The 20,186-nt window shown below is 67.6% G+C and carries 19 protein-coding genes; 7 read left to right on the top strand and 12 right to left on the bottom strand.

The window, feature by feature from the left end; genetic code table 11:
• Positions 1–236 precede the first annotated feature (236 nt).
• The gene (locus ILP92_RS00210) at positions 237–1,439 is read right to left on the bottom strand and encodes a pyridoxal phosphate-dependent aminotransferase (protein WP_235970943.1); all 1,203 of its coding nucleotides are present in this window, start codon (positions 1,437–1,439) and stop codon (positions 237–239) included.
• Positions 1,436–2,179 (bottom strand): SDR family NAD(P)-dependent oxidoreductase, encoded by a 744-nt coding sequence (locus ILP92_RS00205; RefSeq protein WP_198914354.1) that lies wholly within the window; start codon positions 2,177–2,179, stop codon positions 1,436–1,438. The genes ILP92_RS00210 and ILP92_RS00205 overlap by 4 nt, the downstream gene beginning before the upstream one ends.
• 152 nt (positions 2,180–2,331) lie before the next feature.
• Between ILP92_RS00205 and ILP92_RS00200 the strand changes: the two genes are divergently transcribed.
• Positions 2,332–2,568, top strand: coding sequence for an Lrp/AsnC ligand binding domain-containing protein (locus tag ILP92_RS00200; RefSeq protein WP_198914353.1), 237 nt, complete (start codon positions 2,332–2,334; stop codon positions 2,566–2,568).
• A gap of 226 nt (positions 2,569–2,794) precedes the next feature.
• On the opposite strand, the gene ILP92_RS00195 is transcribed toward ILP92_RS00200, so the two are convergent.
• From ILP92_RS00195 to ILP92_RS00175, 5 genes are all read right to left on the bottom strand, one after another.
• Positions 2,795–4,135, bottom strand: a complete 1,341-nt coding sequence (locus tag ILP92_RS00195) for an aspartate aminotransferase family protein (protein WP_198914352.1) — start codon at positions 4,133–4,135, stop codon at positions 2,795–2,797.
• On the bottom strand, positions 4,119–4,541 hold the full coding sequence (locus ILP92_RS00190; protein ID WP_198914351.1) for a universal stress protein: 423 nt from the start codon (positions 4,539–4,541) through the stop codon (positions 4,119–4,121). The genes ILP92_RS00195 and ILP92_RS00190 overlap by 17 nt, the downstream gene beginning before the upstream one ends.
• 11 nt (positions 4,542–4,552) lie before the next feature.
• Entirely contained in the window at positions 4,553–7,195 is a 2,643-nt protein-coding gene (locus ILP92_RS00185; protein WP_198914350.1) for a TRAP transporter permease, read from the bottom strand.
• Positions 7,196–7,389: 194 nt separating this feature from the next.
• The gene (locus tag ILP92_RS00180) at positions 7,390–7,815 is read right to left on the bottom strand and encodes a lipocalin-like domain-containing protein (protein WP_198914349.1); all 426 of its coding nucleotides are present in this window, start codon (positions 7,813–7,815) and stop codon (positions 7,390–7,392) included.
• Between the two features lie 97 nt (positions 7,816–7,912).
• The gene (locus ILP92_RS00175; protein WP_198914348.1) at positions 7,913–8,878 is read right to left on the bottom strand and encodes a TAXI family TRAP transporter solute-binding subunit; all 966 of its coding nucleotides are present in this window, start codon (positions 8,876–8,878) and stop codon (positions 7,913–7,915) included.
• A gap of 380 nt (positions 8,879–9,258) precedes the next feature.
• On the opposite strand from ILP92_RS00175, the gene ILP92_RS00170 reads away from it, so the two are divergent.
• From ILP92_RS00170 to ILP92_RS00150, 5 genes are all read left to right on the top strand, one after another.
• On the top strand, positions 9,259–10,248 hold the full coding sequence (locus ILP92_RS00170; RefSeq protein WP_198914347.1) for a calcium-binding protein: 990 nt from the start codon (positions 9,259–9,261) through the stop codon (positions 10,246–10,248).
• Between the two features lie 117 nt (positions 10,249–10,365).
• Positions 10,366–11,028: a paraquat-inducible protein A gene (locus ILP92_RS00165; protein ID WP_198914346.1), complete on the top strand. Its 663-nt coding sequence runs from the start codon at positions 10,366–10,368 to the stop codon at positions 11,026–11,028.
• Complete coding sequence (locus tag ILP92_RS00160; protein WP_438361536.1) at positions 10,986–11,633, top strand: paraquat-inducible protein A; 648 nt, start codon at positions 10,986–10,988, stop codon at positions 11,631–11,633. The genes ILP92_RS00165 and ILP92_RS00160 overlap by 43 nt, the downstream gene beginning before the upstream one ends.
• Complete coding sequence (locus tag ILP92_RS00155; protein ID WP_198914345.1) at positions 11,630–14,482, top strand: MlaD family protein; 2,853 nt, start codon at positions 11,630–11,632, stop codon at positions 14,480–14,482. The genes ILP92_RS00160 and ILP92_RS00155 overlap by 4 nt, the downstream gene beginning before the upstream one ends.
• A 1-nt stretch (position 14,483) precedes the next feature.
• Positions 14,484–15,038: a PqiC family protein gene (locus ILP92_RS00150; protein ID WP_198914344.1), complete on the top strand. Its 555-nt coding sequence runs from the start codon at positions 14,484–14,486 to the stop codon at positions 15,036–15,038.
• A 70-nt stretch (positions 15,039–15,108) separates the two neighbouring features.
• Here ILP92_RS00150 and ILP92_RS00145 read toward each other — a convergent pair whose 3' ends face one another.
• Genes ILP92_RS00145 through ILP92_RS00130 form a run of 4 tightly spaced genes read right to left on the bottom strand, consistent with a single transcriptional unit; the run spans position 15,109 to position 18,768 of the window.
• A complete protein-coding gene (locus ILP92_RS00145) occupies positions 15,109–16,032 on the bottom strand; it encodes a carbohydrate kinase family protein (protein ID WP_198914343.1) in 924 nt (307 codons plus the stop codon).
• A gap of 16 nt (positions 16,033–16,048) precedes the next feature.
• Complete coding sequence (locus tag ILP92_RS00140) at positions 16,049–17,137, bottom strand: TFIIB-type zinc finger domain-containing protein (RefSeq protein ID WP_198914342.1); 1,089 nt, start codon at positions 17,135–17,137, stop codon at positions 16,049–16,051.
• A complete protein-coding gene (locus ILP92_RS00135) occupies positions 17,137–17,667 on the bottom strand; it encodes a cytochrome b/b6 domain-containing protein (protein WP_198914341.1) in 531 nt (176 codons plus the stop codon). Before ILP92_RS00135 ends, ILP92_RS00140 begins: the two co-directional genes overlap by 1 nt.
• Positions 17,668–18,768: an SPFH domain-containing protein gene (locus ILP92_RS00130; protein ID WP_198914340.1), complete on the bottom strand. Its 1,101-nt coding sequence runs from the start codon at positions 18,766–18,768 to the stop codon at positions 17,668–17,670.
• 86 nt (positions 18,769–18,854) lie between these two features.
• On the opposite strand from ILP92_RS00130, the gene ILP92_RS00125 reads away from it, so the two are divergent.
• A complete protein-coding gene (locus ILP92_RS00125; protein ID WP_198914339.1) occupies positions 18,855–19,226 on the top strand; it encodes a cupin domain-containing protein in 372 nt (123 codons plus the stop codon).
• Between the two features lie 4 nt (positions 19,227–19,230).
• Here ILP92_RS00125 and ILP92_RS00120 read toward each other — a convergent pair whose 3' ends face one another.
• Entirely contained in the window at positions 19,231–20,184 is a 954-nt protein-coding gene (locus ILP92_RS00120) for a DUF2927 domain-containing protein (RefSeq protein WP_198914338.1), read from the bottom strand.
• Positions 20,185–20,186 lie beyond the last annotated feature (2 nt).

Here is a 20,186-nt window from a genome sequence, read left to right as displayed (position 1 = left end):
GCACAAAGACACTCTCGCCGGGCGCGCGGCCTCCATTTCCCGGAACGTCAGGCTGGACTTGCCTGAGCGGGGGGGCGCGCGTCTGCTGCGCCACTGGCGCCAAAGCGGCGAACGCGTCTCTACGTGAAATCCGTGCGGCCCGGCGCGCGAAGTCCCAACCCCATGAATGACCCGACGACCGCGGAGACCCGGTAGCGGCCACTACGCGCCTCTCATCGCCAAATCTGTCCGCGCCGCTAGCCCGCGCGACGCTCCAGCGTCGTGCGGATGCGCTCCATGGCCGTTTCGATGTTCTCCAGCGAATTGGCGTAGCTGAATCGCAAATATCCCTCGCCATGGGCACCGAAGGACGTGCCCGCCACGCTCGCCACATGGGCGTCACTCAGCAGCAGGTCCTGCGCCGCGCGCGCGCCCAGGCCCGTGCCTTCGATGTTGGGAAAGACGTAGAACGCGCCGCCCGGATCGGCGCAACGCAGGCCGGGAATGTCATTCAGCGCCGCGACGATGGCCACGCGCCGCCGGTCGAATTGCGCCACCATGTCCCGCACCGCGTCCTGCGGACCGGTCAGCGCCGCCAATCCCGCATGCTGCGTCGCCGCGTTCACGCAGGAATGGTCGTTGATGCAGAGCCGCGTGACATGCTCGACCATGCTGTCGGGCCAGACCGCGAAGCCCAGCCGCCAGCCGGTCATGGCATAGGTCTTGGACCAGCCGTCCAGCACGATCAGCCGGTCGCGGATCTCGGGATAGCTCAGCAACGACACGTGGTCCCGCCCGCCATAGAGCATCTGGCTGTAGATCTCGTCCGACAGAAGCGCGACATGGGGCCAGTCGGCCAGACCCGCCACCAGCTTGTCGATCTCGGCCTTGGGCGTGACCCCGCCGGTGGGGTTCGCGGGCGAGTTGATGATGATCAGCCGCGTGGCGTCGGTGATCTGGCCCAGCACCGTGTCGGCGTCGAAGGCAAAGCCGTTCTCCTCGCGCAGGGCGATCGGCACCGGGGTCGCGCCGGTGTAATTGATGACCGATTCGTAGATCGGGAAGCCCGGGTTGGGATACAGGATCTCGACCCCCGGTCGGCCGAACATGAGGCACGCGAAGAACATGGTGGGCTTGCCGCCGGGCACGATCACCACGCGGTCGGGATGCACCGCGGTGTCGCCCGACAGCCCGTGCCGAGCCGCCAGATCGTCGGCCACGCCCTCGCGCAGCGCGGGCAATCCGTTGGCGGGCGTGTAGCCATGGGCGCCGTCGGCCAGCGCCTTGCGCCCGGCCTCGACGATATGCTCGGGCGTGCGGAAGTCGGGCTGACCGATGCCAAGGTTGATGACGTCGTGGCCCTGCGCCTGCATGGCGGCGGCGCGGGCCAAGACCTCGAACGCGGATTCGGTACCAAGGCGCGACAGGGACGGGGCGAAATCGGGCGTGAAGCGGGTCAATACGTCGCCCTCCCGCCCGAGAGGTCAATCGCCGCGGCCGTGGTGAAACTGTTTTCGCGGCTGCACAGGAACGCGATCATGTTGGCCGCTTCGGGCAGCTCCAGGAACCGTCCGCGCGGGATCTTCGACAGCATGTAGTCGATATGCTGCTGGCTCATCTGGTCGAAGATCCGCGTGCGCGCGGCGGCCGGTGTCACGCAGTTCACCGCGATGTCCATGTCGGCCAGTTCCTTTCCCAGCGACTTGGTCAGCCCGATCACCCCCGCCTTCGACGCGGAATAGGCACTGGCATTGGGGTTGCCTTCCTTGCCCGCCACCGACGCGATATTGACGATCCGCCCGTAGCCCGCGTCCCGCATCCCCGGCACCACCGCGCGGTTCACGTGGAAGGTGCCCACCAGGTTCACGTCCACGATGCGCTGGAATTCGGCCACGTCGTACTCGGCCAGCGGCGCGTTGCTGCCCGCGATCCCGGCCGAGTTGACGCAGATCGCGACCGGGCCCAGCGCGTCGATCGTGGCCTGCATCGCCCGCTCGACAGAGGGCCAGTCGGCCACGTCGACCTGCTGGGCGATGGCGCCGTCCGTGGACCGGGCGATCTCGGTGACAAGTGCGTCGTCGCTGTCCCAAAGGGCGACGCGCGCCCCGCCCCGTATCAGCACCTGCGCCACCGCAAGGCCGATCCCCTGCGCGCCACCCGTCACGATGGCGGCCTGTCCGTCGAAGTCGAATGTGGTCATGGTATCCCCCGCTTTGCGACACGATATCCGAACCGTGCGCGTTGGAAAGGGCCGGGGCTCAGATCGTCCGGGGCGGTCGTGCAACACCGATCGACACTGGCGCTTCGGCGCGCAAGCTGGTCAAACTGTGCCCGACAACAGGAGGTCCCGCCATGAACTGCGTCTTCGTCCAGATCCGCTGCCGCCCCGCCACCGCCTACCGGGTCGCCGACGAGATCGTGCTCCGCGAAATCCATTCCGAGCTCTATTCCACCTCGGGCGAATACGACCTGCTGCTGAAGATGTATATTCCCGAGGGCGAGGATGTCGGCAAGTACATCAACGACCATCTGCTGGACGTGGACGGCATCGAGCGGACGCTGACCACGCTGACCTTCAAGGCGTTCTGAACCTGCGGCCGTCGCGCCCGCTGCAGACCGGACCGAGGAGGTATTTTAAGACCAGTGATGCCAGACGCCCGTGCCCGGCTGGACAGGACGGTGTGAAAATCGCCAGCGCCTTTCGGGGTCGGACAGCACGCGGCCGGACACGCGCGAAAAATGCCGCATCACTGGTCTTCAAATACCTCTGCCCGAACCTTTGCCGTCCCGGACCTTCACCCGCATCGAAGCGCCGTCAGGCCGTGGCGATCGCCGTGTCGATGGCGCGGGTCAGCTTGTCGGCCAGCTCGTCGATCTCGCTGTCGGAGATGATGAAGGGCGGGGCCAGCAGGACGTGGTCGCCTGATTTGCCGTCCACCGTGCCGCCAGCCGGGTAGCAGATCAGCCCCTCGTTCATCGCCGCCTTCTTGACGTGCACGTTGATCTTGCGGGCCGGATCGAAGGGTTGCTTGGTCTCGCGATCCTCGACCAGCTCGACCCCGCGGAAAAGGCCCCGCCCGCGAATGTCGCCCACATGGGGGTGCTGGCCCAGTCGGGCGTTTAGCGCCGCCATCAGCCTGTCGCCCCGGCCGTGGACGCCCGCCACCAGCCCGTCGTCCAGCAGCCGTTCGAGCACCGCGTGGGCGCCCGCGGCCGACAGGGGATGCGCGTGGTAGGTGTGGCCGTGCTGGAAGCTGCCCGACCCGTCGGCGATGGCGCGGTAGATCGTCTCGGACGCCAGCATGGCGCCGATGGGCGCATAGCCCGCCCCGAGACCCTTGGCGATGCACACGATATCGGGGGCGATGCCGTCCTGTTCGGAGGCGAAGAAGCTGCCGGTCCGGCCCATGCCGCACATGACCTCGTCCAGGATCAGCAGCACGCCGTGGGCGTCGCAGATCTCGCGGATGCGCTTGAAATAGCCCGGCGCGGGATCCAGCGCGCCCGCCGTGGCGCCCACCACGGGCTCGGCGATGAAGGCCATGACCGTCTCGGAGCCGAGGCGCTGGATCTGGGTTTCCAGCTCGTTGGCGACGCGCTGGCCGTAGGCTTCCAGGCTCTCGTCGTCGCGCCGGTCGCGGTACTGGTAGCAGGGCGCGATATGGCTGACCTCGATCAGCAGGGGGGCGTATTTCTCGCGCCGCCAGGCGTTGCCGCCCGCCGCCAGTGCGCCCAGCGTGTTGCCGTGATAGCTTTGGCGCCGGGCGATGACGCGGTGGCGCGACGGCTGGCCCGTCTCAAGAAAGTATTGCCGCGCCAGTTTCAGCGATGCCTCGACCGCTTCCGAGCCACCCGACAGCAGGTAGGCGCGGCTGATCCCGTCTGGCGCGTTGTCCACCAGCTTGCGCGCCAGGTTCTCGGCGGCGTCCGACGTGAAGAAGCCCGTATGCGCGAAGGCCAGCTTGTCCAGCTGGTCCTTCATCGCCTGCTTCACGTGGGCGTCGGAATGGCCCAGGCACGACACCGCAGCACCACCCGAGCCGTCCAGGTAACGCTTGCCGTCGCTGTCGATGATATAGCAGCCATCGCCCGCCACGGCCTTGCGCAGCGGGGCGGAGGACCGCCCGAAGACGGCGCTTTCAGCCTCGGACGACATAGACCGACCGGGTCGAATGGCGCACGACCCGCGCGGCGTTGGGGCCGAGCAGGTACTGGGTCAGATCCGCGGGCGACGCGCCCATGATGATCGTGTCCACGTCCAGCCGATCGGCGGCCTGGATGATCTCGTCGTAGATCCGTCCGTGGACGACGTGGGGGTGAACCTCCTGATCCTTGGGGATGTTGTCGTTCACCCATTTGGTCAGGTCTTCGCCGATCTCGTGCAGCGCCCGATCGATGAAGCCTTCCTCGAAGAAGCCACCCACCATGGACGAGCTGAAATTGGGGATGACGGTCATCACGTGCAGGGTGCCGCCCTTGGCAAGCTCCAGGGCGCGGGGCAGGGCCTTTTCCCACGAGGCGGGCGCGGACAGGTCGACCGGCAGCAAAATTGAGTGCAGCATGTCGGTCCTCCTCAGAACGCGGGTTTGGTTTGGCGGCGGCGTTGCAGCACGATCACCAGCCCCAGCACCACCAGCGCCGGGATATAGAAGATCTGCGCGGGCATCCGGTCACGCGGCGCCAGCACCTGGCTGATGCGCACCGGATCGTCCGAGTAGAAGTCGAAGTTGCCCAGCTTCTCTTGCACCGGGCTGCCGAACATCGGTTCTTCCAGCGCGCCTTCGGGACCGTCGGGCCGCAGCATCAGGCCGGTTTCCTGCACGCGCGTCTGGGCGTCGCCCTCGGCCACGTCGATGGGCAACGTGGTTTCGGTCGTCTGGCCCGTGCTGAAATCGGGCCCCGAGACCTTCACCCGGATCCGCGATCCCGGTTCCGCATCCGCCAGCGCCTGTTCGAACTGCGCGGGCGGGATGTCGGCGAAGCGGGGGCTCACCTGGTTCAGCCAGAAGTTCGGCACGAAGAAGGTGAAGGCCACCAGCAGCAACAGCGCCGATTCGTGGATCCGCGATTTGGCCAGGAAGTAGCCTTGCGTCGCGGCGGCGAAGAGCAGCATGGCAAAGGTGGCGATGATGAAGACGAAGATCGCCTGCAAGATGCCCGCCGTCGTGCCCAGGTCCACGCCGTACAGGATCAGCGTTGGGTTATAGATGAACAGGAACGGCAGCGCGACGGTCCGCAGGCTGTAGAAGAACGCGGTGAAGCCCGTCTTGATCGGATCGCCCCCCGACACGGCGGCGGCGGCGAAACTGGCCAGACCCACCGGCGGCGTCACGTCGGCCATGATGCCGAAGTAGAACACGAAGAGGTGCGCGGCGATCAGCGGCACGATCAGCCCCTCCTGCGCGCCGAGGCTGACGACCACGCCTGCCATCAGCGACGACACCACGATATAGTTGGCCGTCGTCGGCAGGCCCATGCCCAGCACCAGGCTGAACAGGCCCACCAGAACCAGCATCACGATCAGGATGCCGCCCGACAGCTGCTCGACTAGCGCGGCCAGCTCGGTGCCGATGGGCGTCTTGGTGACGGTGGCCACGATGATACCGGCGGCGGCCGTGGCCACACCGATCCCGATCATGTTGCGCGCGCCCGCGATCAGGCCATCGATCAGGTCATAGAAGCCTTCGCGCGTCTGCTCGGCGATGGATTCGCCCTTGCGGAACAGCGCCTTCAGCGGCTTTTGAGTGACGATGATGAACAGCATCAGCGCCGTGGCGTAGAACGCCGACTTGGCCGGGCTTTGCTGTTCGACCATCAGGAACCACACCAGCACCAGGATCGGCAGCACGTAGTGCAGGCCGGTCTTCCAGACATCGGCCACTTTTGGCAGCTTGATGTCGCCCTGCTTTTCCTCGAGCGTTTCGGGGTCGAGATCGGTCTGCCGCGCGGCCACCCAGACGAGGTAGACATAGACCGCCGCCAGCCCGATCATCGAGATCGGCGTGACCAGCGTCGGCGCCACGGCCGTCAGGCCCCTCAGCAGGTAGATCAGCGCCGTGAAGCCCGCGCCGAAAACCGCGAAGCCGATGGCGAAGTTCAGCAGCATGCGCAGCAGCGACGCGCCTTCGCCCAGGGATTTCATGTCCTTCTTCAGGGCTTCGAGGTGCACGATATAGACCAGCGCGATGTAGGAAATCACCGCCGGGATGAAGGCGTGCTTGATCACCTGCACGTAGGAAATGCCGATGAATTCTACCATCAGGAAGGCCGCGGCGCCCATGACGGGCGGCATGATCTGGCCGTTCACCGACGACGCCACCTCGACCGAGCCTGCCTGCTCGGCCGTGAAGCCCACCCGCTTCATCAGCGGGATGGTGAAGGTGCCGGTGGTCACCACGTTGGCAATGGACGAGCCCGAGATCAGGCCGGTCATGGCCGAGCCGACGACCGCCGCCTTGGCGGGACCGCCGCGCAGGTGGCCGAGGCCCGCGAACGCGAGCTGGATGAAGTAGTTGCCCGCACCCGCCTTGTCCAAGAGCGAGCCGAACAGCACAAACAGGAACACGAAGGCCGTCGACACGCCCAGCGGGATGCCGAAGACACCCGCGGTATCGAGCCATTGCGCGTTGATGAGCGACGTGAACGAAAGGCCCTCATGCGCGATCAGGTCGGGGATCAGCCAGCCCTCGCCGAAATAGGCATAGGCCAGGAAGATCGCGCCCACGACCGTCAGCGCGGGGCCGAGCGCGCGGCGCGACGCTTCGAGCAGCAGCACGATGCCGACCGAGCCGATGATCACCTGCGTCTGCGTGGGCAGGCCCGACCGGGCCGTGTCGGCCAGGTGGTCCGAGAACCAGAAGATGTAAAGCGCGGTCAGCGTCGCCACGATGCCCAGCACCCAGTCAACCAGGGGAACGCGGTCGCGCGGGCTGGACTTGAAGGCGGGATAGCAGAGATAGGCCAGCGCCAGAGCGAACGCCAAGTGGATGGGCCGGGTCTGGGACGAGTTCAGCACCGTCACCCAGCTGAAGCCGCCGAACCACAATTGCGGCTGAGCGATCCAGAGCTGGAACAGCGACCAGGCCAGCGACAGCCCGCCGATCAGAAGGGCTACGCCTTTCGCGTTCGGCGTCCGCGCCCCCGCGTCGGAAGATGCGACGAGATCCTGGAGTTCTTCGTCTGAAAACTGGCGATCTTCGCCCTTCTGGTCGGCCATGTGCGGTCCCTCTTTCCCTGATCGGCACCTTCGTTGCGGGTGCGATTCCTAGACCTTAACGTGAAAAAACATATCCAACAGGGGAAAATCGCAGGGCTTCCGCAAAGGGGCCGGGCGGCGGGCGCGGGCTTTTCGGGTGCTCGTTTGTTGACCGCAACGCCATAAAAGGCAGCCGCAACGGTCGCGACAGCGGCTCAGACCTTGGTGAATTCCATGCGGTAGACGACCCGTTCGCCGGTCGCAGGGTCGATGCCGGGCGCGCCGCTGATCACCAACCGGTCGCCGTCAAGCGTGAAGGGGCGCGACAGGTCGCCGTGCCAGTTCGGGTTCCACGACCCGTCGACGTGGTGGATCACGCGGTCATCCTCGAGCGTGTAGGACGCGACATAGGCCAGCATGTCGTCGAACAGGCGCGCCTTCTCGGCGTCGGTCCAGCCCGCAACGCTGGGGGCGGGGCGGTCGCGTCGGAACACGGTGGCCATCATCCGGCCGTCGGGGTGATAGGCGATATAGCCGATTGGCGCCGGACCCAGCGCATCGGTGGTCTCGCCCGTGTCCACGGATGTGCGGGTCCAGGCATCCATCCGCCACGATCCGATCAGGTCGCTCATATCGGCCATGGTGGACCTTATCCGGTTGCGGGACACCGCTCGGGACGACGGCCCGGAATGCAACGGGGGCGGCCGCATGACCGCCCCCGAGCAATAGGTATGGGCCTTACTCTGCCAGCAGACCGGCTTCTTCGTAGTAGCGCTGCGCGCCGGGATGCAGCGGGGCGGCCAGGCCGTCATTGGCCATCTCTTCCGCCGTCAGGTTCGCGAAGGCGGGGTGCAGGCCGCGGAACTGGTCGAGGTTCTCGAACACCGCTTTCACCACTTCGTAAACCACGTCGTCGCTGACCGCGGTCGACGTCACGAAGGTCGCGCCGACACCGAAGGTCTGGGTGTCTTCGTCGTTGCCACGGTACATGCCGCCGGGGATGGTGGCGACGCGGTAGTAGCCGTTTTCTTCCACCAGCTTCTCGACTTCGGGACCGGCGACTTCGACCAGGACCGAATCACAGGCGGTCGTGGCTTCCTGGATCGACCCGGACGGGTGACCCACCGAATAGACCATGGCGTCGATGTTGTTGTCGCACAGCGCCTGGCTTTGCTCGGCGGCCTGCAGCTCGGACGCCAGCGCGAAATCACCGGTGGTCCAGCCCTTTTCTTCCATCAGGCGCTCCATCAGGGCGCGCTGTCCGGAACCGGGGTTGCCGATGTTGACGCGCTTGCCCTGCAGGTCGTCGAAGGTCTCGATCCCGGCGCCCGCGCGGGCCACGACGGTGAAGGGTTCGGGGTGGACCGAGAACACGGCGCGCAGGTCTTCGAACGCTTCGGTGAACTCGCCTTCGCCGTTATAGGCTTGGCTTTGTACGTCGGACTGGGCGACGCCGAATTCCAGCTGGCCCTGCTTGATGGCGTTCACGTTGAACACCGAGCCGCCGGTGGATTCGACCGAGCAGCGGATGCCGTGCTCCGAGCGGCCACGGTTCACCAGGCGGCAGATCGCGCCGCCGGTGGGATAGTAAACGCCAGTCACGCCGCCGGTGCCGATGGTGATGAAGGTTTCTTCTTGGGCGGCCACGGGGCCTGCCATGCCGATCGCCAGCGCGGCGATGGAAAGGCTTTTCAGATAGGACATTCGTTTCTCCCTTTTGAACGAAACGGAGCCCTTGCCGGGCTCTCGCTGCGCCATGATGTAGGCTAGAGGTCCGGTGGACAAGGGCGCAGGGGCCGCGCCGCGCCCGCTTGCGCCCCCGGAAGCCACTTTTCCGGGCATCGAAAACGGTCTGTTTCCAAAATTGAGCCCAAACTTCATTGACAGGGTTAAGCAGTTGATGAACCTCTCATTCGTCATGTGCCAAATCGTGCGGCCGCAATCCGTGTTCTGGATCGATTGCCTGTGGCGGGCATGATGGCGGCCGAAATTCGGGGCGATGCCTTCTGTTTCGAGCCGCTTGGTGAAGGGGGCAGGACGCGTCAGCCTTGCGGGCCGGCATCCTGTGTTTTGGGGATGGACACATGTTCGGATTTGTATTGCTCGGCTTGCTCGGGCTTGGGCTGCTGGTCAGCATCGTGGACGACAGCGGCTCGGGGTCAAGCGACGAGGGCGAAGAGATCGACGGCACCGAAGGCGCAGACAGCCTGCAGGGGACGGGCGGCGACGACCTGATCCGCGGTCTGGCGGGTAACGACAGCATCAGCGGCCGGGGCGGTGACGACACGATCGAAGGCGGCGCGGGCGACGACACGCTGTTCGGCCAGGCGGGCGATGACGTGATCGACGGCGGCCCGGGCTTTGACAGCATCTCGGGCGGGAGCGGCGACGACACGCTGACCCCCGGCGCATCCGCCGCCGACACGTTCGGGACGGATGAGGATGACGAATCCGACGGGTCCGACCTGGATGTCGACGTGATCGACGCGGGCGCGGGCGACGATCTGATCATCGGAACCGACGGCGAAGCCTTCATCGCGCTCGGCGACGACGGCGATGACCGGATCATCGGCTCGGCCGACGGGGATATCCTGCTGGGCGGGAACGGCGCGGACATCGTGCGCGGCGGCCAGGGCGACGATTTCATCATGGGCAGCGATTTCGGCGTCGATCCGCAATTCATCGACGCGTTCACACCCGCGGAGGACAACGCCCCGGACACCCTGTTCGGCGGGCGCGGCGACGACGTGCTGGTGGTCCAGGGTGGCGACGTGGCCACCGGCGGCAACGGGTTCGACCTGTTCGCGGCGGCCGAAGCCGACGAAGACGTGGAGCCGGGCGAACGCATCACCATCACCGATTTCGTGCCGGGCGAGGACGCCATTGGCCTGTTCGTCACCGAGGGCGCCGAGCCGACCGCGTCGGCCGAGGATTACCTGGCCGCCCAGACCGTCACCGCCGAAGGTGTCGAGATCACGCTGGGATCGGGCGCGGTGCTGGTGCTCGCGGGCCTGGACGCGCCCATCGGCGACGGCGATCTCTTCATCCTCGAGCCGGAAGAGCTGGCCGTCTGACTGTGCTACGGCCCGGCAGGGCCGGGTGGGACGGCGTCTCTGGATTACCGGCGCGCGTACCGATAGGGTGGCCCCGATGCCGCCCCTGAGGGCGCGCGCCCCGAGACGTCGAGCCGAATGCCAACCTCCGATCCTTCCCCCGTCGCGCAAACGTCCGACCCGCCCGCGGGCGAGCTGATCGCCTGCCCGCAATGCGACGCGCTTTACCACGCGTTCGAGCCGGGCCCGGGCGAGCGTCTGCTGTGCCGCCGCTGCCACCACGTCCTGATCGCGCCGCGCACCGGCGCGTTCATCCGCACGATCGCGCTGGCCATCACGATCATGGTGCTGATGCTGGGCGCCACGTTCTTTCCGTTCCTGCGGATCAACACGTCGGGCCTGTCGAACGCGGCGTCGGTGTTCGACGCGGCGCTGGCGTTCCTGGATGGCGGCTGGATGATCGCGCTGTCCTTCGCCGTGGCGTCGCTGATCGTGCTGATCCCGGTGCTGCGCGCGATGTTGGTCGTCTATACGCTGGCGCCGCTGGCCATGGGCCGCGCGCCGCTGCCGGGTGCGCGGACCGCGTTCCGCTGGTCCGAGGACCTGCGCCCCTGGTCCATGGCCGAGATCTTCGTGATCGGGGTGGCCGTGGCCCTGGTGAAGGTGAGTGACCTTGCCAAGGTCGAATACGGGCCCGCGTTCTGGATGTTCGCCGCCCTCGTGATCGTGATCGTCCTGCAAGAAGGACTGATGTGCAGATGGACCATATGGAAAGCGCTGGAAACAAACCGCCCCTCGTGACCGCGCGCGACGAAGGACTGGTCGCCTGCACCCGCTGCACCCGCGTCTGGCCCATCGGCACGCAGACCTGCGCGCGCTGCGGCACCGACCTCGTGTCGCGCGACACCCGCTCGCTGCAGCGGGTCTGGGCGTACCTGGCCGTGGGGATCATCTGCTACATCCCCGCCAACCTCTACCCGATGCTGCGCACGCGGGTGCTGTTTTCCACCTCCGAAGACACGATCATCGAAGGCGCGATCGAGCTTGCCACCCACGGCGCGCTGGGCATCGCCATCGTGATCCTGGTGGCGTCGGTGCTGATCCCGGTGGGCAAGTTCGTGGCCATCGGATGGCTGGCGGTGTCGGTGTCGCGGCCCGGATCGATGGAGCCGCATAAACGTCACAAACTCTATGAACTTGTTGAATTCATCGGCCGCTGGTCGATGATCGACGTGTTTGTCGTTGCCATCCTGTCGGCGCTGGTGCAGCTAAACTTCGCGGCGTCGATCAATCCCGGCCCGGCGGCCTTCACCTTCGCGCTGTCGGTGATCTTCACAATGCTCGCCGCGCAAAGTTTCGATCCCCGGATGATCTGGGACCAGGACAGGGATTACACGCCCGCATGAACGACACGCCTACCCCCACATCCAGCGGCGCGGCCGAGCCCGAACTGCGCAGCGCCCGCCGCTCGTTCCTGAGCAGCATCTCGGTCGTGTGGGTCGTGCCCATCGGCGCGCTGCTGATCTCGCTCGGGATCGTGTGGCAGACCTACGCCGACAAGGGCCCGCTGATCGAGGTCACGTTCCCCAACGCCGCCGGTGTGCGCGCTGATGAGACGCAGCTGCGCTACCGCGACGTGGTCGTGGGCCTGGTCGAGGCGGTGCGCTTCACCGACAACCTTGGCGAAGTGCTGGTCGAAATCCGCGTCGACAAGGAAGTCGGACCCTATATCGACGCCGATGCCGAGTTCTGGGTGGTCAAGCCCGAGGTCACCGCCCAGGGCGTGTCGGGGCTGGATACCGTCCTGGGCGGCGTTTACCTGGAAGGCAGCTGGGACGGCGAGATCGGCGAGCCCGAAGATCGCTTCGCGGGCGCCGCCAATGCGCCGCTGGTGCGCTACGGCGCCGAAGGCGTGGCGTTCCGCTTCCGCTCGCAGAACGTGGAAGGGCTGTCGGAGGGCACCAAGATCTACTACCGCGGGATCGAGGTCGGCCAGATCGCGAACCTGCGTCTCGACACCGATGGCGCGTCCGTGGTCGCCGACGCCTTCGTGCGCGCGCCCGAAAGCCGCCTGATCACCACCGCCACGCGGTTCTGGGACACGTCGGGCTTCAGCTTCAGCTTCGGCGCCCAGGGCGCCCAGCTCGACGTGGCGTCCATCGCGTCGCTGGTCGCGGGCGGCATCAGCTTCGACACCCCCGTCTCGGGCGGGCAGGCCATCGACGAGAACTCGGTCTTCCGCTTGTTCCCGGACGAAGAAAGCGCCCGCGCGTCGGTGTTTTCCGACGCGGAAGGCGATCCGGTCTACCTGACCGTCCTTTTCGACGAATCCGTCGAAGGGCTGGAAGTGGGCGCAGACGTGGATTTCAACGGGATCCGCATCGGCCGCGTCTCGGCGTTGACCGGCCTGCTGGACCAGGCGCGCTTCGGCGACCGCGACATCCGTCTGCTGACGACGCTGGAAATCCAGCCGTCGAAACTGGGGCTCGAAGGCGACGTGGACGACCAGGAGGTCTATGATTTCTTCGACTTCGCCGTGCGGTCGGGCCTGCGCGCTCAGTTGCAGACCGCGTCGCTCCTGGGCGGCCTGCAGATCGGCCTGATCCAACTCGACGACGTGCCGGCCGACACGCTGGACCTGGACGCCGAGCCCTATCCCAGCCTGCCCTCGGTCGCCGCCGACCTGTCGGATTTCTCGGATACCGCGCAGGGCGTGTTCAACCGGGTCAACAACCTGCCCATCGAAGAACTTCTCGACAACGCCATCCAGCTCATGTCCAGCGCCAACCGGCTGCTGTCCAGCGACGGCGTGCAGGAGACCCCGGAAGAGGTCCTGGGCATCCTGTCGGCGGTGCGCGGCCTTGTCAGCTCGGACGGCGTGCAGGGCATCCCCGACCAGGCCGGCGCGCTGATGGCCACGCTGAACGACACCGCGCTCGAGCTTCAGGGCGTCGTGGCCCAGCTGCAAGAGGCAGGCGCCGTCACCCAGCTGGTCGCCGCGCTCGACGCCGCCGAAGATGCCGCCAACGCGGTCTTCGTGGCCGTGGACGACGTGCCCGCCACCCTGTCCGAGATCGAGACCGCGGTGCAATCGCTCGACGAGCTCATCACCTCGGTGAACGCGCTGCCGCTGCAATCGGTGGTGCAGGAAACCGAAGGCGCCATCGCCGGGCTGCGCGAATTGCTGGCCCGCCCCGAAACTCAAGGTCTGACCACCGACGTGTCGAACCTGCTGACCACGGTCGAAGGATTGGTGGCCGAGATCCGCCAGGCCGGGCTTGTCGAGACCGCCGAAGCCGCGCTGGTCGATCTGCGCGGCGTGGCCACGGACCTGTCGGCCGAACTGGGCCCGCTCATGGCCGAGGCCCGCCAGGCCGTCGCCAACGCGCAAGGCAGCATCGACGCGGTGCCCGAGGTGCTGGAAGGCATCGACGATTTCGTCGCCAGCCTCGATACCCTCGTGACCGGCCTGAACGAATTGCCGCTGGACCAGTCCGTCGCGCGGGTCAACGATCTGCTGGAAAGCCTGGACCTGCTGGTGGCCCGTCCCGAGTTGCAGGAACTGCCCTCCGAGGTCACCGACACGCTGGCCGCCGCCCGCCAGCTCATGGGCGAGCTGACCAATGGCGGCGTTCTCGACCAGGCCGAGCGGACGCTGGCGACCACCGAAGGGGCCATCACCAGCCTGACCGAACAGCTTCAATCCGTCCTGACCGAAGCCGAGCGCGCCGCCGCGTCCGTCGCCACCGCCGCCGATGGTGCGCCGCAGGTGGTAGACCGCGCCAACCGCATCGCCGAGGATATCGAGGCGCTGACCGCGCAGGCCGCCGAGATCCCGCTCGAAGAACTGTCGCAGCGCGTCTCCAGCCTGGTCGAGTCCACCGACGCGCTGGTCTCGTCCGACGACACCCAGCGCCTTCCGGGCGCCCTGGCCGACGCGCTGAACGAAGTGCAGCGCCTGCTGATCCAGGTCCAGGACGGCGGGCTGGTGAGCAACGCCAACCAGACGCTGGCCTCGGCCGAGCGGGCCGCCGACGCGATCCGCCGTGCCTCGGATCAGCTGCCCGCGCTGCTGACCACGACCGGGCGCGTGCTGGCCCAGACGCAAACCGTCATCGCGGGCTACGACGCGGACGGCAAACTGGGCTCGCAGACGCGCCAGACCCTGCGCGAGGTGGAAGAAGCCGCCGCGTCCATCGACGCCCTGGCCCGCCAGCTCGAGCGCAATCCCAATTCCCTACTGTTCGGACGCTGACATGACCCGCACCTGCCTTGCCCTCGCCCTGGTTCTGCTTGCCGCCTGCGGTGCCGATCCGCTGCGCTACGATCTTCCGGCGATCCCCGAGACCGGCCAGATCCCCGTCAGCTTCGCCTCGGTCGAGGTGCGCGACGTGTCGCTGCCCACCTATGCCGGACAAGAGGTCATCTTCTTCCAGGACGAGACCGGCGCGCTGGTCAGCGACGACGCGCTGCTCTGGGCCGACGACCCCGAGCGTGCCTTCACCGAAGGGCTGGCGCTGTCGCTGGCCACGCTGACCCGCGCCCGCGTCGCCGCCGAACCGTGGCCGTTCTACGACAATGCCGACGCCCGCGTCGAAGTGCGCTTCTCGCGCGCTTTGCCCGAAAACACCGGCCAGTATCGCATCGCGGGCCAGTATTTCGTGGCCTCGACCGACGGCACCCGGCGCGAGACGGCGCGCCGCTTCGACCTGAGCGCGCCCTACACCGTCGCCAGCGCGGCGGGCATCGCGGCGGCCAAGGCGCAGGTCATCAACGAGCTTGCACGACTGATCGCGCGCAACGGCCTCTAGGCGCGTCCCCCTGCTTCATCTTTCCATAAATACCTGAACGCGACCGCGCCGACCGCGCAGCGCCCGGTCGCTACAGGCCCAGCTCGGCCGCCGTCGGTGGGTTGGCGCCCGCGCGGCTGACCGTCACGGCGGCGGCCTTCGCGCCCAGCGTCAGCGCCTCGCGAATGGCCCCGTCCGACAGGTCGGCGACGGCCGCCTTGCTCAGCAGGCCGGCGCGGGCCAATGCGGCCAGGCAGCCCGCGTTGAACGTGTCGCCCGCGCCGACGGTGTCCACGACCTCGACGGTTTCGGCGGGCACCGACACCGCGCCGCGGGCGCTGTAGCCGGTGACGCCCTTCGCGCCCTCGGTGATGCAGACCAGCTTGGCGCCCTGCTTCAGGATCCCCTGCGCCAGCGCGGCGATGTCACCATCGCCGCGCAGCCAGTGCAGGTCGTCGTCGCTGAGCTTCACGATATCCGCGATCCCCAGCATCCGGTCCAGCCGCGCGCGATAAGCGGGCTCGTCGGTGATGAAGCTGGGCCGGATGTTGGGGTCGATCATCACGACGCGCTGCGCCGCCTCGCGCTGGGCCAGCGCCTCGTAGGTATTGGCACAGGGCTCGACCACCAGCGAGATGCCCCCGAAGAACAGCGCCTCGGCCTGGATCGTGCCCGGCAGGTCGTCCTCCGACAGCATCCGCCCGGCGGTGTTCTCGTCGTAGAAGGCATAGGTGGCGTGGCCGTCCACCAGCGTGACGAAGGCCAGCGTGGTGGGACGATGCGACCGCGCGGCCGCCGACACGTCCACGCCGTCGGCCTGCAGCACGTCCACCAGCTTCTTGCCGAACAGATCCCACGACAGCCCCGAGAAGAAGCCGGTCTCGACCCCCAGCCGGGCCGACGCGATGGCGGTGTTGAAAACCGCGCCGCCCGCGTAGGGGGCGAAGGCAGGCTCGCCCGCGCGGGTTTCGCGCGGCAGCATGTCGATCAGGGCTTCGCCGCAACATAGGATCATCGGGGTCCTCCTCCGGTCACGCGTTCATCGCATAGAGATAGCCCACGATGCCAGCCACGATCAGTCCCGCCACCACGGCCAGCGCGATTTTCACCTTCGACCACGGCCGCTCGCCCTGCACGCGGCCCGTCTGGCCGTTCACCACGAAGCGGAACGACCGCCCGCGATACTTGTAGGCCGCCAGCCAGACCGGCAGCAGCACGTGCTTGAAAGTTACGTCGCGCACATCGGTGTCGATGCTGCCGATGCGCTGCCGGTCGCCGCCGATATTGAAGCGCACGTCGCGCACGATCTGCGCGTCCATCCGGTCGCGCGCTTCGAGATACCCGGTTTCCAGCGGCACCTGGTAGCCCTCGGCGCGGAACCCGGCCAGGTAGTCCGGCGCATAGGGAATGAGCGCGCTCAGATCCCAAGGCTCCAAAGCGTCGGTGTGCGATCGCGGCAGCGATTTCGACGCCAGCACGAGCACGTCGTCGAACCACCGTGCCACCTGGCCCGACACCGGATGCCAGCGCACCTTCTGCACCTGCCGTGTCTGCCGCTTGCCGTCGCGCATGACGGTCTGCGTCTCGTAATAGACCGTGCCGCGCTGGCCGGTATAACGCGACTTGGTATCGGCATCGAAGGTCCAGTAGGGCACGTAGATGCCCTGCATCCGGCGCCCCTTGCGCGCATAGGCCTGCAGCCTCGAGGGCGCGAACCACAGCCCGCCCAGCCAATCCGTCATCGCCTTGCGCGCGGCGGCCTCGTCCACCGCGAAGGGCAGCAAACCCTGCGGCTTGATCTGGCGATGCGCGCCGGTATCGGTGACCACCGGCGTGGCGCAGAAGGGGCATTCGGTGGCGTGCAGATCCGGGTCGAACTCGACCTCGGCGCCGCAATTGGGACAGCGCGAGACGCGCGTCTCTTCCATCTGCGCCCCGGGCAGAGCGTCGCGAAGCCCGGCCTGGAAATCCTGTTCGGCGATGGCGGGCGGCGCGGCATCGGTCAGCGGCTCGACATGGCCGCAATGGTCGCAGACCAGGTTCCCCGATCCGGGATCGAACCGCAGGTCCGATCCGCATTGCTCGCAGGGAAAGCGGTGATGCGGTGCGGCCCCGTCCATCAAAGGAACCTGTGCAGCCGCTTCGGCACCATGATCCGAAGCGCGTTGTCGCGCAGTTTCAGATGGCGCCAGACGTGAAAGCCCGCGTGCAGCGCGATGAAGGCCGACAGCGCGTAGAACTGCACCGTGTGGAAGATGCCGATCCAGTCGTTCGCGGTGCGAAGTCCCAGGGGCGGCGCGATGGGCAGGAAGCCCCCGGCCTTCAGCAACCGCTCGGAGGTCAGGCCCAGCAGGAAGCCGGTAAACGCTACGCAGAACAGCCCCCAGATGATCGTCTTGTGCATCACCTGGTGCCAGCGCCGCAAAGGCGGCGACAGCTTGGGTCCCGCGCGCCCCGCCAACCCGCGCCGCAGGTAGTCGGCTGTCCAGACCAGCGCGAGCACGACGAAGATCAGGCCCAGAACGCTATGGAACTGGAACGCCGCCGCGCCGAACGGTGTGACGTCTTTGGGCTGGACCAGCGTGAACCAGATCAAGAGCGGCAGCATCGTCCAGTGCAACCATTTCAGAACGGTGCGTCGGTGTGGCATTCACGCCCCCGGCGGCGGTGGCGGCATGACGGTGAAAAGCTGCGCCAGCTCCGCCACGTCCTCGGCCCGCATCCAGCCGTCCTGTCCCTGCGTCCAGACCATGGTATCGCGGCTCAGCGCGCCCTCGGTCACCATGCGGCCCAGTCGCGCCTTGGAAAACGGGCCTTGCGTCGCGCCGTTCTCGGCGATGTGCCAGACATGCTCGACCGGCGGCGGCGGGGGCGGGGGTGCTGCGGGCCGCGTGCCCCAGGGCCCCGTCTGCATGGCGACGCCGCCCATCTGCATCCCCAGCCCCGCGCCGAAGCCCGTGCCCATGGCCGCCCCCGCCGCCGAGCCTTCGGCGCCCAACGCCTCGGCCGCCTTCCAGCGCATGTGCTCGTCCAGGTTGCCCGCCACGCCGCGCGACGTGCGCTCGTCCAGCGCCTTTTCCACCGCCGCGGGCAGCGAGATATTCTCGATGTAAAGCTCGGGGATCGTCAGCCCGTAGGCCGCCACCGTGGCGCTGATCTCCTGCGCGACGATGCGGCCCAGATCGGCGGTGTTGGCGGCCATGTCCAGAACCGGGATGCCCGATTGCGCGATCGCGCGGGAAAATTCCTGCACGATGATGTTGCGGATCTGGAACGTGATCTCGTCGGCGGTGAATTCGCCGTCGGTGCCGACGATTTCGCGCAGGAACAGCGCCGGGTCGGCCACTTTCACCGTGTAGGTGCCGAACGCGCGTACCCGGGTGGGGCCGAAATCGGAGTCGCGCAGGATCACCGGGTTCTTGGTGCCCCATTTCAGGTCGGTGAACCGCGCGGTCGAGACGAAGTAGATCTCGGACTTGAAGGGCGATTTGAAGCCGTGGTCCCAGTGCTGCAAAGACGTCAGGATCGGCATGTTGTTGGTTTCGAGCAGATACAGCCCCGGCGTGAACACGTCGGCCAGCTGGCCTTCATGCACGAACACCGCCGCCTGGCCTTCGCGCACCGTCAGCTTGGCGCCGTACTTGATCTCGTGGCCGTGACGCTCGAACCGCCAGACCATGGTGTCGCGGGTGTCGTCGGTCCAGTGGATGACGTCGATGAACTGGCCGGACAGGAAATCGAAGATGGACATGGGCGCGCGCTCCGGGCTCTGATCCTTGGCACGCAATAGACCGCGAATGGGCGGTCCTGCGCAAGGGCAAGGGCAAGGGGATGGACATGGACCGCTACGCGCCGGGCTGCGACGTGGGGCCGCTGGAGCCCTGGGGCTTCGACACCCCCGACAGTGCCTATGTCATCGTCGCGGGCGATCCGCGCGTGTCGGGTCGGCTGGACATGGGCGGGCCGGGCCAGCCCACGCGCGCGGGCATCTGGCGCTGCACCGTGGGCACGTTCGACTGCACCGAGCTGGGTGACGAGCTGATGACCGTGCTGTCGGGCCGCTGCGTCCTGCACGACCTGGACACCGGCACGCGCCAGGCGCTGGGGCCGGGCGACAGCCTGCTGATCGACGCGGGCAAGCGCGTGCGCTGGGAGGTGACCGAAGAGATCACCAAGGTCTTCTTCGGCTACCGCGCGGCCGGGTTCTGACGGCCTAGCTCGGCCCGCCGACCAGTTCGGCGGCGATCCGTTCGACCACTGGCATCGCGGTCGCGGCGGTCATGCCGGGCGACAGGCGCGGGTCGTAGAGGATCCGCAGAAGCAACTCGTCCATGGTGGTCAGCAGCGCGAATTCCTCGTCGTCGTTGAAGATCGACGGCCGCGCGCCGGGCCAGTCGTTGCTCAGGCCAAGACCTTGGGCGATTTCCTCGTGCAGGCAGGACAGGCGCAGCAGGTCGGGATGCTCGGCCCGCACAAGGGCCACCGCGCGCGTGTAGCGGCCGGTATCGGTGGGGTCGAGCGCGAAGACCACGCAATAGCTCGAGCGCGGCAGGTCCAGCACCGATTGCAGGGTGCTGGCCGACAGGCCCGGCACCAGGCGGCGCAGCTCGGGGCCGAGCGCGCGGCGCTCGTCCTCGGTCACCGTGAACACCGTGAAGTTGCCGCCCGAGCTGACCGCGCTGATCGGGTGGCCCGTCGCCCGCGCCAACCGCCCCGACAGCGCGACGATCGCGTTGCGATCCCGGGCCGCCTTGGCCGGGTCCACACCGGCGCCGAACCGCGCTTCAAGCCGGACCGGGCCCGCCCAGCGATGCAGCCTGCTGGACGTTTCGCGCTGGATCAGCCGTCCCGAAACGGTGTCGTATTCCTGGAACAGCGCCACCCGGGCGAAGGTGCGGGCCAGCCGGTCGGCGTCGAAAGGCGTGTCCGGCCCGCCGCCATCCTGGCGCAGCAGCCCCTGGGTCAGCAGGCTTTCCTGCACCCGCGCGTAATAGGCCCGCAAGGCCAGGCTGTCCGCCGACGGCGCGGGCGCGGGGGCCGGGGCCACGGGCAGCGCGCGGTTGGGCCGCTCGGGCGGGCGCGGCACCGGATCGACCGGGACGACGGCGTCGCATCCCGCCAGCGCAAGGGCGACAAGGGCCGCCAGCAGGGGGTGCCGTGCCCGCACCG

The sequence above is a fragment of the Palleronia pontilimi genome (assembly GCF_016412875.1).
Taxonomy (GTDB): Bacteria; Pseudomonadota; Alphaproteobacteria; order Rhodobacterales; family Rhodobacteraceae; genus Palleronia; species Palleronia pontilimi.
This window is presented reverse-complemented; position numbering and strand designations above follow the sequence as displayed.